Origin of the sequence: Herbaspirillum chlorophenolicum (assembly GCF_001189955.1) — a bacterium.
In the GTDB taxonomy this organism is placed as follows: Bacteria; Pseudomonadota; Gammaproteobacteria; order Burkholderiales; family Burkholderiaceae_D; genus Herbaspirillum; species Herbaspirillum chlorophenolicum.
Window position 1 is genome coordinate 139,519 of record NZ_LFLT01000009.1, and the last position, 14,059, is coordinate 153,577.

The 14,059-nt window shown below is 61.9% G+C and carries 5 protein-coding genes; 1 reads left to right on the forward strand and 4 read right to left on the reverse strand.

The genetic code is table 11. The features are described 5' to 3' along the window. Positions 1 to 8: 8 nt before the first annotated feature. From AKL28_RS08455 to AKL28_RS08465, 3 genes are all read right to left on the reverse strand, one after another. A complete protein-coding gene (locus AKL28_RS08455) occupies positions 9 to 9,977 on the reverse strand; it encodes an Ig-like domain-containing protein (RefSeq protein ID WP_082221417.1) in 9,969 nt (3,322 codons plus the stop codon). Between the two features lie 486 nt (positions 9,978 to 10,463). Beyond that, positions 10,464 to 10,652: a YjfB family protein gene (locus AKL28_RS08460; protein ID WP_050467676.1), complete on the reverse strand. Its 189-nt coding sequence runs from the start codon at positions 10,650 to 10,652 to the stop codon at positions 10,464 to 10,466. A 315-nt stretch (positions 10,653 to 10,967) separates the two neighbouring features. Next, positions 10,968 to 11,156 (reverse strand): hypothetical protein, encoded by a 189-nt coding sequence (locus tag AKL28_RS08465; protein ID WP_050467677.1) that lies wholly within the window; start codon positions 11,154 to 11,156, stop codon positions 10,968 to 10,970. Positions 11,157 to 11,487: 331 nt separating this feature from the next. Here AKL28_RS08465 and AKL28_RS08470 point away from each other — a divergent pair, with 331 nt between their 5' ends. Beyond that, a complete protein-coding gene (locus AKL28_RS08470; protein ID WP_050467693.1) occupies positions 11,488 to 13,539 on the forward strand; it encodes a site-specific recombinase in 2,052 nt (683 codons plus the stop codon). Positions 13,540 to 13,575: 36 nt separating this feature from the next. Here the strand turns inward: AKL28_RS08470 and AKL28_RS08475 are convergent, their stop codons facing one another. Next, on the reverse strand, positions 13,576 to 13,947 hold the full coding sequence (locus AKL28_RS08475; protein ID WP_050467678.1) for a COG4315 family predicted lipoprotein: 372 nt from the start codon (positions 13,945 to 13,947) through the stop codon (positions 13,576 to 13,578). Positions 13,948 to 14,059 lie beyond the last annotated feature (112 nt).

Consider the following 14,059-nt stretch of genomic DNA (forward strand, 5'->3'; position numbering starts at 1 on the left):
GCAACCCATCAGGCAGGCAATGTGGCCGCCAGCCTGGCAAGATGTTCGACCATCCCATTCCGATGCGGCTGCGCCGCCAACCTGATCTGCTCGGACAAGGCAATACAACCGGCATGTTCGAGCGACATGCCCGAGGTATTGCCGCCCGAATTCGCATTGGCACCTTGCTCGCCGACGCGAATGTGGAATTGCGTGGCCACGGCCTTCCCATGACTGTCGTACGCCACCACCTTCACGCTGACATCGGCCGTCAGGCAAGCCTTGGCGTCGATGATGAACTTGCCGGTCGCGGGATTGAAGCTCACCCAATAAGGAAGGGGCTTGCCGTCGTCCTTGGTTGCCGACAGATAAACCGCAGCGCGCGGATCAGCGTGGGCAAACGCATCCGTCGGCACGAAGAACTCGGTATAGCTGGTAGCCGCCAGCATCTGGTCGCGAATGCCCTGCTTGACCACCAGCCCGTCGCCCGGCTGCCCCCCGGCAAGCACTGCCACGGCAAAACCGCCGCCTACCGTCAGCTTGCTCTGAACCGTTGGATCGGCCAGCTTGGCGTCGGCCGGCACGCCCGTCCCCTCCTGTTCCGCCGAGGACGGCTCTGACAAGTCACGGCTCCATTCGGGCAACGCGAATGACGACACGACCAGCGTCGGCTCGCTGCCGCCGCTGCCGGTATCGGTTCTTGACATGAACAACGGCAGCGACGGCGGCGACAGGAACGCCAGTGCGCGACTGAAGACCGGCCTGAGCACAGATGGAGGAGTCGAGGCCGACACTTGCAGCGTGGTGCTGGCGCTACTGCTGTTGCCGGCCAGGTCGATGGCGGTGACAGTCACGGTGTAATTGCCGCCCGATACCAGCGACAGGCTGCCGCTACTGGGTGTGGCACTGGCCAGGTTCAGGCTCCAGCTGCCATTGGCCGCCACGATAACGTTATATGTCGCGCCGCCCACCGTCACCGTCAGCCGTTCGCCACTGCCCAATGTGGCCGATCCGCCAAACACCGGCTGCGGGCCGCTGGTGTCGACGCGGTCAATGGCCGGCGTGGCCGGAGGAATGGTGTCGATCACGATATTGGGATGGCTGCTCAATGCCGCACTCAATGTCGGCAAGGCGTTGACCTGGAAGCCCAGCGCATCGGTCACGACGCCGCCATTGAGCTGCATCGCCCCGCCCAGATCCAGCCCGGCCGTATTCTGGCCGGCCGCGACCGTATAGGTGAACACCAGCGTCGAGGTTCCCGCGCCGCTGGCATAGGTTGCCACGCCGCCGCTGTTGAGGCTGAACGAAGGCGTGCCGCCGAAGGTATCGACCGCCACCGGGCGGTCATAGGTGATGACGATGGTGATGACGCTGCCGGCCCCGTAAGCGCCGCTGCCGTTGGCGATATTGACGTTGACTACATGCGGGTCGAGGCCATCCACATTGACCGCGGCCGTGCTGCCCATGGCATTGAGCGCCAGCACCGCATCGTTGCCCGCGACGTCCCGCAATTGCCCGCCGTTGGTCGCCAATGCGCCTACCGTGACGCCGGTCAGGTCTTGCACATTGTTGCCGACCGTGTAGCGGAATACCAGGCTGTCAGTTCCGGAACCGGAGACATAGGTGGCTTGCACCGTACCGCCGGTATCGAGAGTCAGTGCAATGGAGGGGATGCCGCCGCTGGCATTGACGATGACGGTTTCGGAAAAATGGACGACGAAATCCAGGTTCTGTCCGAGCGAATACGTGCCGTCGGGCGGTACCGATACCGATGCCACGACAGGCGGCGTCGTATCCACCGTATAGGCCTGCGACCATGTCGCGCCGGTATTGCCGGCGACATCCACGACCCTGATCTTGATGGTCGAGCCGGCGGCATTGAGCGTGCCGTCGATCCTCCATGTATTGCCGCCAATGGTGGCATCCGCGCTTGACCAGGTGGCGCCGTTGTCGAGCGATACCTCGACCGATTGGTTCGCGCCCAACGCCGCGCTCAGCGTGCCGGAGATGGTGTGTGCAGTGCTGGACGTGACGAGCTCGCCTGCCAGCATGCCTCCGGGGGCCGAGAAGTTCACATTGCCCACTGTCTGGGTCGGCGCCGTCGTGATGATGGTCACGGATAACGCAGAAGAACGGTTACTGGTATTGCCGGCGCTATCGGTGGCCGAAGCGTCGATTTCGTGCGTGCCTTCGGTCAGGGCCGATACGGTGATGGACCAGTGGCCGCTGCCGTCGGCAACGCCTGATCCCAGGACAGCCATTCCGTTGGAACCGTACAGCGTCACCGTGGCGCCCGCCTCGGCCGTACCGGTGAAGGTGGGTCTTGTGTTGCTGGTGATGGCATCGGAATTGGATACGCCCGTGTCGGAAGCACTGTCCATCACCGGCACCGACGGCGCATTCGGCGCCAGCGTGTCGAAGGTCAGCGTGGGCGAGGCACCTGTGCCACCGCTGTTGCCCGCCACATCGGTATAGCTGCCCGCAGTCACGGTAATGCTGGCCGTGCCGCTGTTGGTGTTGGCCGTCGGCGTGAAGACTGCCGTGCGCGTCAGCCCGGTACCGGTAATGGCCGACAGCGTCCCGCCACTGACCACCACATCGCTTGCCGTGAACGTGCTGCCCGGGTCTTCACTGAAAGTAAAGGTGATGACGGCTGTCTCGCCGCTCTTGAGGCTGCCCACATTGCTGGTAATAGTCACCGTTGGCGGTGTGGTGTCGATGGTCACGGCCAGTCCGTTGGAGCGGCTGCTTCTGTTGCCCGCCGCATCGGTGGCGCGCGCCGTAATGTTATGCGTGCCTTCGCTTAACGCGGAGACGGTAATGGACCAGGTCCCTCCCGTCGCCACCGCAGTTCCCAGTACCGTGGTGCCATTGGTGTCATACAGCGTCACGGTAGACCCCGCTTCGGCGGTCCCGGTGAAGGTCGGCGTGGTGTTGCGGGTGATGTTGTCGGTATTGGACACGCCCGTATCGGAGGCGCTGTCCATCACCGGCGCCGGTGGCGCATTCGGCGCCAGCGTATCGAACGTCAAGGTCGGCATGGCACCTGCGCCGCCGCTGTTGCCCGCGATATCGGTATAGCCGCCCGCTGCCACGGTGATGCTGGCTGTGCCGTTGTTGGTGCTGGCCGTCGGCGTGAAGATCGCCGTGCGCGTCAGTCCGGCGCCGGTAATGGCCGACAGCGTGCCGCCGCTGACCGCTATGCTGCCCAGATTAAACGAGCTGCCAGGGTCTTCGCTGAAGGTAAAGGTGATGATGGCCGTCTCGCCGATCTTGAGACTCGCCACGTTGCTGCTGATGACCACCGTCGGCGGCGTGATATCGATCGTAATGGTCAGCCCGGTGGAAACTGCGCTGGTATTCCCCGAAGCATCCGTACTCAGGGCGTGAATGGTATGGACGCCTTCGCTCAGGGTCGATGTCGTGATTGACCAGGTACCGCCGGCCGTTGCAGTGGTCCCCAGCACGGTGATGCCATTGCTGTCGTAGAGCGTGACCGTGACCAGCGTACCCGGCGTGGCCGTCCCCATGATAGTGGGCGTAGTGCTGTTGATGATGTTGTTCGTGCCCCCGACCAGCGTAAGCGCCGACGGCGCATCCGGCGCCAGCGTATGCACGCTCAACAGGGGCGAGGTAGCGCCGCTGCCGCTGTTCCCGGCGGCATCGGTATAGCTGCCGGCGGCAACAGCGACACTGGCAGTGCCGTTGCTGACGCCCGCCGTCGGCGTGAAAATTGCCGTGCGCGTGAGCCCGGTTCCGGTGATCGCCGACAACGTGCCGCCGCTAACCACTACATCGCCTGCGGTGAAGGTGGAACCGGGATCTTCGCTGAAAGTGAACGTGATGGTGACTGTCGTACCGACTGCCAGATTGGCAATATTGCTGCTGACGGAAACGGTTGGCGGCGTGGTGTCGATCGTCACCCCCAGCCCCGTGGAGCGGGCGCCCACGTTTCCTGCGGCATCGGTGGCCCGGGCCGTGATGGTATGTGTACCCTCGCTCAACGCAGAGACGGTAATGGACCAACTCCCTCCCGTCGCCACGGCAGTTCCCAGCACCGTGGTGCCATTGGTGTCATACAGCGTCACGGTAGCCCCTGCTTCGGCCGTTCCGGTAAAGGTTGGCGTGGTATTACGGGTGATGTTGTCGGTATTGGACACACCCGTGTCGGAAGCACTGTCCATCACCGGCGCCGATGGCGCATTCGGCGCCAGCGTATCGAACGTCAAGGTCGGCATGGCCCCCGCGCCACCGCTGTTGCCGGCGATATCGGTATAGCGGCCGGCCGACACGATGACGCTGGCCGTGCCGTTGTTGGTGTTCGCCGTGGGGGTGAAGATCACCGTGCGTGTCAGGCCGCTGCCAGAAAAGGATGACAGTGTGCCGCCAATGCTCACGATATCGCCCAGCGTGAAGGTGCTGCCTGGATCTTCACTGAAGGTAAAGGTGATGATGGCGGTCTCGCCGATCTTGAGAGTTACCACGTTGCTGCTGATGACCAGCGTCGGCGGCGTGGTGTCAATGGTGATGGCTGCCGCCGCTGACAAGCCGCTCACATTGCCGGCGCCATCGGTTGCCGTCGCATGCAAGGTATGGCTGCCTTCGGCAAGCGTGATGGTGGTAATCGACCAGTTGCCGCTGCCGTCGGCAATACCTGTTCCCAGCACGGTGGTCCCGTTTGTGTCATACAGGGTCACGGTCGTGCCGGCCGCGGCTGTCCCGGTGAAGGTGGGCGTGGTGATGCTGGTAATGCCGTCACTGTTGGAAACGCCCGTATCCGAGCTGCTGGCCATGACCGGCGCCGAAGGGGCTGCCGGCACCAGGGTATTGAAAGTCAGTGTAGGCGTAGCGCCCGCGCCACCGCTGTTGCCCGCCACATCGGTATAGCTGCCCGCGGTCACGGTAATGCTGGCCGCGCCGTTGTTGGTATTGGCCGTCGGCGTGAAAACCGCAGTACGCGTCAGCCCGGAGCCGGTGATGGCCGATAGCGTCCCGCCGCTGACCGCCACATCACTTGCCGTGAACGTGCTGCCAGGATCTTCACTGAAGGTAAAGGTGATGGTAGCCGTCTCGCCGCTCTTGAGGCTGCCCACATTGCTGGTAATAGTCACCGTTGGCGGTGTGGTGTCGATAGTGATCGCTGCTGCCGCCGACAAGCCGCTCACATTGCCTGAGCCGTCGGTCGCCGTCGCATGCAAGGTATGGCTGCCTTCGGCAAGCGTAGAAGTGGTAATGGACCAGTTGCCGCTACCGTCGGCAATCCCCACTCCCAACACAGTGGTCCCGTCTGTGTCATACAGGGTCACGGTCGTACCGGCCGCAGCCGTGCCGGTGAAGGTGGGTGTGGTATTGCTGGTGATGCCGTCGCTGCTGGAGACACCCGTATCGGATGTACTGCTCATCACCGGCACCGATGGCGCATCGGGTACCAAAGTGTTGAAGGTCAGCGTGGGCGAGGCACCTGCGCCGCCGCCATTGCCCGCCACATCGGTATAGCTGCCCCCGGTCACGGTAATGCTGGCCGTGCCGCTGTTGGTGTTGGCCGTCGGCGTGAAGACCGCCGTGCGCGTCAAGCCGGTACCGGTGATGGCCGACAGCGTACCGCCGCTGACCACCACATCGCTTGCCGTGAACGTGCTGCCCGGGTCTTCACTGAAGGTAAAGGTGATGGTGGCCGTCTCGCCGCTCTTGAGGCTGCCCACATTGCTGGTGATCGCCACTGTCGGCGGCGTAGTGTCGATCGTCACACCCAGTCCGGTAGATCTGGCGCCGACGTTTCCTGCGGCATCGGTGGCCCGGGCCGTGATGGTATGTGTGCCCTCGCTCAGCGCAGAGACGGTGATGCTCCAGTTACCTCCTGTCGCGACCGCAGTTCCCAGTACCGTAGTGCCGTCGGTGTCGTAAAGCGTGACGGTCGCCCCGACTTCGGCCGTTCCGGTGAAAGTCGGCGTGGTATTGCGGGTGATGTTGTCGGTATTGGACACGCCCGTATCGGAGGCACTGTCCATCACCGGCGCCGACGGCGCATTCGGCGCCAGCGTATCGAACGTCAAGGTTGGCATGGCTCCCGCGCCGCCGCTGTTGCCGGCTGCATCGGTATAGCTGCCCCCGGTCACGGTAATGCTGGCCGTGCCGCTGTTGGTATTGGCCGTCGGCGTGAAGACCGCCGTGCGCGTCAACCCGGTACCGGTGATGGCCGACAGCGTCCCGCCGCTGACCACCACATCGCTTGCAGAGAACGTGCTGCCCGGATCTTCACTGAAGGTAAAGGTGATGGTGGCCGTCTCACCGCTCTTGAGGCTGGCCATATTGCTGGTGATAGTCACCGTCGGCGGTGTGGTGTCGATGACGACCACCAGCCCGGTCGAACGCGGGCTGGTGTTGCCGGCGGCATCAACGGCCGTGGCATGGAGAATATGCGTACCCTCACTAAGCACCGATGTCGTGATAGACCAGTTGCCGCCGGTAGCGATAGCCGATCCCAGCACAGTGATGCCGTCGCTGTCATAGAGAATCACCGTGGAGCCCGCTTCGGCCGTGCCGGTGAAGGTGGGTCTTGTGTTGCTGGTGATGGCATCGGAATTGGATACGCCCGTGTCGGAGGCGCTGTCCATCACCGGCACCGACGGCGCATTCGGTGCCAGCGTGTCGAACGTCAAGGTTGGCATGGCCCCCGCGCCGCCGCTGTTGCCCGCCACATCGGTATAGCTGCCCGCAGTCACGGTAATACTGGCCGTGCCGCTGTTGGTGTTGACCGTCGGCGTGAAGACTGCCGTGCGCGTCAGCCCGGTACCGGTAATGGCCGACAGCGTCCCGCCACTGACCACCACATCGCTTGCTGTGAACGTGCTGCCCGGGTCTTCGCTGAAGGTAAAGGTGATGACGGCTGTCTCGCCGCTCTTGAGGCTGCCCACATTGCTGGTAATAGTCACCGTTGGCGGTGTGGTGTCGATGGTCACGGCCAGTCCGGTGGAGCGGCTGCTTCTGTTGCCCGCCGCATCGGTGGCGCGCGCCGTAATGTTATGCGTGCCCTCGCTTAACGCGGAGACGGTAATGGACCAGGTCCCTCCCGTCGCCACCGCAGTTCCCAGTACCGTGGTGCCATTGGTGTCATACAGCGTCACGGTAGACCCCGCTTCGGCCGTCCCGGTGAAGGTCGGCGTGGTGTTGCGGGTGATGTTGTCGGTATTGGACACGCCCGTATCGGAGGCGCTGTCCATCACCGGCGCCGGTGGCGCATTCGGCGCCAGCGTATCGAAAGTCAAGGTCGGCATGGCCCCCGCGCCGCCGCTGTTGCCCGCGATATCGGTATAGCCGCCCGCTGCCACGGTGATGCTGGCTGTGCCATTGTTGGTGCTGGCCGTCGGCGTGAAGATCGCCGTGCGCGTCAGTCCGGCGCCGGTAATGGCCGACAGCGTGCCGCCGCTGACCGCTATGCTCCCCAGATTGAACGAGCTGCCAGGGTCTTCGCTGAAGGTAAAGGTGATGATGGCCGTCTCGCCGATCTTGAGGGTCGCCACGTTGCTGCTGATGACCACCGTCGGCGGCGTGGTGTCGATGACGACCACCAGGCCTGCCGAGCGCTGGCTGACATTGCCGGCGCTGTCCACGGCCGAGGCCTGGATAACATGCGTCCCCTCGCTGAGCGCCGATGTCGTGATGGACCAGTTGCCGCTGCCGTCGGCCCTCGTCGTGCCCAGCACGGTGAGGCCATTGGTGTCGTAAAGAATCACCATTGCGTTCGCTTCGGCAGTGCCAGTGAAGGTCGGCGTGGTGTTACGCGTGATGGCGTCGGAATTGGACACGCCCGTGTCGGACGCGCTGCTCATCACCGGCACCGACGGCGCATTCGGCGCCAGCGTGTCATAACTCAGCGAGAAGGAGACGGCGCCGCCGCTGCTGTTGCCCGCGGCATCGGTATAGCTGCCGGCCAGCACGGTGATGCTGCCCGTGCCATTGTTGATATTGGCTGTCGGCGTGAACACCGCCGTGCGGGTCAAGCCGCTGCCGGTAATGGCCGATAGCGTACCGCCAACCACCGCCACATCGCCCAGGGTGAAACTGCTGCCCGGGTCTTCGCTGAAATTGAACGTGATGGTAGCGGTTTCACCGGCAGCAAGATTGCCCGTGCTGCTGGTGATGACGACCGTCGGTACGATGTTATCTACCTTGACCGAACTCGAGGCCCGCGCCGTGGTGTTGCCGGCATCGTCCATGACTGTCACTGCTGCGGTGCGGTTAAGCGCATCGATCGATCCCGCGGTGACGGTATAGGTGGCGGTCCAGATGCCGCCGGCATTGGTCGCCGCCACGGTCGATCCGCCGAACTGGCTGAAGTCCACGGTGACACCGTAGATCGTGTCGCTGTTGTTGTCGCCTGAGGCGGTGTTGTTCCACGTGACAGTGACCACGTCGCCGATCTTGTACACCCCGCCGACGCCGGTCGCACCGGTGATCGAGATCTGGCCAGCCGTGATGGTGGGGGCGATGTTGTCGACGGTCAGGTTGGTGCTGTCGGCGCCTCGGGTGACCACGCTGCCATTGGAGGCGAGTACCGAAACATTGCGGTTGACTGCATCGATGTTGCCAGCGGTGATGGTGTAGCTGGCAGTCCATATCCCATTGGCATTGGTGCCATAGACGTAAGCGCTGGCGCCGAACTGGCTGAAATCGAAGGCCATCGCCACAATACCGCTGCTGTTGTCGCCGCTGCTGGTGTTATTCCACTGCGCGGTCACCGTGTCGCCGATCTTGTAGGCGCCGCCGAGGCCGGTGCCGGTGGAGATGATCGAGATGTTGTTGTCGGTAACGACGGGGATCTGCTTGACGTTGGTGATGGTGAAATCCCGGAAATTGGTGCTGCTCCCTGCGCTGATTTCGATCTTTGTGATGGTGGACGTGGAAAACGGAAGATTAACGGTTTCCCCGGAACTGGAGAGCAGAACCGAAGCCGTTCGGGTGCTGCCGTCGGAATAGGTGACGGTCACGTTGGCAGTCGGCACCGTGGACGATGACCAGTTCACAAACAGGTACGTCAAGTCAAAGGTATAACCGACCGGTGCCGTAATGGTGATGGAGCCGCCATCGGCAGCCGAAGACGACCTGCTATAGATGCCGCCCTTTCCTCCAATGACGTTATAGCCAATCGTCGAGCCCGATTTTGCTGAAAACGTGAAGTCGTATCCATCAACCCGCGTTGTCACGGATTGGGTATTGCCCGGAATATCGCCGGCGCCAAAGTTGACGACGCCCATCAGCCCCTCGTAGCCGTCGATCTGCAGGGTGCGGGCCTGGATGTCGCCCGCATGCGCTTCCAATACCCAGTTGCCGCCCAGGCCGGCCGCCCCCGTAGGGTCGGTGGATGCGGCCACGTCGGCGCCGGTCAGACGTGCGATGTCGTTGATGAAGAGCTGCCCATCGCTGCCGGCGGCAATGTCGCAACCGTACAGCAAGATATCCCCGCCGGCATTCAAGGCCCGGCCGATGTCGGCCAGTTCCGCCTTGACCGTATCAGATGCCAGCGCCGACTCATCCAGCACCATGGTGCCGAGATCGAGCTTGCCCTCGGAACCGTGTGAAAGAATGTGAATGGCGTCATAGCCGGTATTGTTCCGCGCCCATTGCGCAATCTGTGCCAAGCCATCAGCGCTGCCGTCGAATTCGACGATCGCCACCCCGGCTCTTATCCCGGCTTCCAGCGTCTTGTAATTGGCCAACGAGGTGTCGACGAACGCCACTTCTTTCTTGCCGTCATTGGCGCCGGGGTCGGCTGCGCGCACCAGATGGGCGGCTGCGGCTTCCGCCGCATGGGCAGCATCGTGCGTATCGTTGTTATGCGCGGCATCGGCAGCGGTGGCGACTGCAGCGGCGTCGAACATGAAGCGCTGTTCCAGCGACAACAGGTGCGAGGAACGCCGCAGCAACGGGCGTGGCGATGCTGCGGATGATGGTGTGCGTTGCGTGTGCAATACGCGAAAAGGAACGCGAATATCGTTCATGACGAATCCCCTCAAAAACGTCAATGAAATGAAGTCTTCAGACTTCTGAATCGCTGTGATTCGAACTTTGGCCGGATCTTATTCCGTCGCTGCTATCAGCCCCGCGCTTCCCTGACATCTTCGACGGGGCTCATCCGTGCCATCGAATAAGTACGGCCGCCGCAAGCCTTGTCTTTCGCATTGCAGGCAGCCGGGAGACCGATGAGATTCTGGATGTGGGCAAAACGAGGAAGGTAATCTTTTCAATGGCCTTCTTGTCTCAGCTCTTTACACTTGCTGACAATCATCTTTCCTTAGTTCCATATGCTCGGCAAGGAAAAAATTGAGATAAATACAAAAAAATTTCAATGAAATCAAAGCATCAACTGCCGAGACGCTACGTTCCGTTCCTCTTTTCACTGATCGCACGCCTTCGATCACCTCGATGACCGGCAAAAAAAATCGCAGCCCGAAGGCTGCGATTTCTGAAAATCCGACGACAACTGTTTAGGCGGTCGTATTCACGTTACGGCCGATATTAGGATTTGCCGGAACCGGCGGCAATGCCTGCAACACTCCGATAGCAGCTGCAGCCTGTGTATCCAGCGCTTTCTTGAGCATCAGCACATTGACCGAGTCGGAGGTTTGCGCCGAGGCAAGGTTGCTCGCCAGCGAAGCAATTTGCGTAACATCCATGGACCACTCCTTTTAAGGACAAGACTACTGCCGGCCAAATTGAACCAGACAGTATCTGCATAACGGCATTCAATCCCGTTTCTTTACACCGATCAAGGATTTTAAATACGTAAAGGTGATTTTTTTCATGACATGTTTGGCATTCTCATTAGCAAACAATCAAGAAAATACTAAATCGGTAAAGATTTTTCCCGCCATCCACGAGTGTTCACCGTCTTGCCACACTCCCGAAGCATTACCTGAATGAGAACAAAAAAATCGCATCCCGAGGGATGCGATCCAAGTACATGCGCCCAACTGCTGCGCACATCATGCCTAGGCTATCGTGTTGATGATGCGGCCTATATTGACATTGGCTGGCAGGCTGAGAACAGCCCCCACGGTATCGACCACGTCGTTCGCCACATTCTTGGCGACCTTGGTCAAATCCACGCCGACGGACTGCGCCGCCTTGTTAACCAGCCAGGCAGTTGCTGCACCGCTGGCGATAGTTGCCATCTCCATAGGAACTCCTTGATTGAAGTGCAACCGGATGCCATCGCGTAAAGCGCGCATATTGCATGCGTATCGGCCCCGTGCGATGGCATGCATGGAAGGGCTGGCGCAACTGCCGCCAGCCCTTCCTCATGCCGCCGCACATCCTGCCGCCTCTTGATCCGACAAGCATGCAGGTGCGCCCTTTACTCAATAAGCACATGTGTTAGCGGCAAGCACCATCGAAGTCTTAACAGTGATTACATCGTCCTTACCTTAATTTTCAGATGTTAATTTCTCCCGGGATCCGGCAAGGTAAACTTCGCCGCTAGACTTGCCCCTTTTCCCTGACGAAGACTTCATGCTGCCTGCCCTCGAAAAAATTGCTTCCGCCCCGCTGTCCAGCGACCTCTCCGGCATCAGCGAACTGGTTGCGTGCCTGCGCCCGGTGCGCAAAAGCGATCCGGCCTCGGCGCTTGGCCAGGTGCTGACGCTGACGCGGCTGCTGCACGATAATCCGCACTACGCGGCAGCGCTGCGCAGCTACCTCCTGCACCTGCTGTCGGTACGGCGCCAGGTGAGCCTGTACACGGATACCGGCATTCTTTCCAATGACGGCTTCTTCCATGAGCTGCGCCGCCGCTTTGCCTATCGCGTGCTGCCGCCGGCGCTGGATGAGCGCAACCTGCAGGATTGCCTCGATATCGTGTTCCCCGATGCGCGCGATCACCTGTGGCTGCAGGCCGTGCCATTCGAAGCATGGGACGCGCTGTGGCAAACCATTGCCACGGCGGGGCAAACGCCACCACTGCCGCACAATGCCAACCTGCCGGACCAAGGAAAGACGCTGACCGAATTGCTGCAAGCGATACAAGTGCTCTCCTACCGCATCAGCGCCATCGGCATGGAGCCGGAGCTGATCCGCATCTACAGCGACGTCAAGGCCTTCGAATCGCCGTTCCTGATGCAGAACGTGGAATTGCACACCTGGATGGAAAGCTACCGCCGCCGCATGCAGGACGAGACCGCGCCGATGGAGGATGCGCGGCATGTGCTGGTGCTGCTGGACCAATGCCAGGAAGTGGTCGACAAGATCCGCAAGCATGCGCTGCGCATCGGCACCAGCGTGTCGCTCACCTACCGCCTGCTGCGGCTGGAGCAGAACCTGCTGCGCCTGCGCCAGCTGCTGGCATTGGCGGAGCCCGACACCGATGAAGATGCCCAGGAAAAGCGCCGGATCGGCTTCGCGCTGGCGATGGAACTGGTGGAGGCGCACAACCGCAAGTACACCATCCGCGGACTCCTGGCCGGCAACATCAACCTGCTGGCGCGCAATATCACCGAAAACGCCAGCCGCACCGGCGAGCACTACATCGCGGAGAACCGCCGCGAATTCGGCGCCATGTACCGCTCGGCCGCCGGCGCCGGTTTCATCATCGGCTTCATGGCGCTGGTCAAGATTATATTTTCCAAGTTGCATGCCGCGCCGCTGGTGGAAGCCTTCCTGTTCAGCATGAATTATTCGCTGGGTTTCATGCTGATCCACGTGCTGCATTTCACCGTGGCCACCAAGCAGCCGGCCATGACCGCCTCGCGCATCGCCGCCGCCCTGCACCGCAGCGGCGACGGCCGCAACATCGATATCGAAAGCCTGGTCGACATCATCGTGCAGGTATTCCGCACGCAGTTCATCGCGGTGCTGGGCAACCTGACGCTGGCCTTCCCGATGGCTTACTTGCTGGTGACGGGGTATTTCCACCTGACCGGCTCGCACTTCGTCGACGCCGACAAGGCCGCCCACCTGCTACACGACCTCGACCCGATCGGCAGCCTGGCGCTGTTCCACGCCGCCATCGCCGGCGTATGCCTGTTCATGGCCGGGCTGATCTCGGGCTACTACGACAACAAGGCGCTCTACACCCGCATGTCGCAGCGCGTGGTGCGGGCGCGCTGGCTGACCGCTGTCATCGGCCAGCGCCGCGCGCAACGGCTGGGGGATTACCTGGAAACCGGCCTGGGCGGCCTGATGGGGAATTTCTACTTCGGCATCATGCTGGGAACGATCGGCACCATCGGCTTTTTGCTCGGCCTGCCAATCGACATCCGCCACATCACCTTCTCGGCGGCCAATCTGGCGATCTCGATGGAAGCGCTGCAGTGGGGCGTAGGCATGCACACCTTCATTCTCTCGGCGGTGGGCGTGCTGGCAGTGGGCGCGATCAACCTGTGGGTGAGTTTTGCGCTGGCGCTGTTCGTGGCGCTGCGTTCGAGGCAGGTGCGTTTCCGCCAAGGCGGCAAGCTGCTCAAGGCCTTGTCGGCCCGTTTCCTCAAAAAACCGGGGGAATTCTTCTGGCCGCCCAAGGATGCGCAGCAGGCGCCCGCCGAACCGGCCGATGGCACACGGCAGCCATAACCGGGCCGGGCCTGGTGGCCGGCCCGGAAACCGGCCTTATGGCTTGACCACGTGCCAGACGTCCTTGAAGTTGTCGCCATCGCGGTCGCCCGGATTCTTGTCTTTCTCGTACAGGTACAGCGGCTTGCCGTCATAGGCTAACTGGGCGCTGCCATCGTCGCGGGTGATGCTGGAATACGGCGCGGATGGCGTGCCCATCGGCATGACCGGCGGCCATAGCTTGGCGCAAGGGCCGTTGCAGGCGCTCTTGCCGCTGTTGGCGGCGTCCTTGTCGAAGGTGTAGACGGTCATGCCCTTGCTGTCGGTCAACACGCCATTCATGGCTTTCACGCCGGCGCCCTGTGCGAATGCGCCCAGCGAGGCGCCGGCGCAAGCCAGCGCGATCAGGGAAGTTGCAAGCAGTCTCATGTCGTTTCCTTTTTTTGGCCGGGTTGCGCGGTTTGCCATACCCTTGACTCGGTATACGCCAAGTTCCCCCGATTATTCCAGTCCGGGAAAGATATTTTTGCGTCTAGTGTCC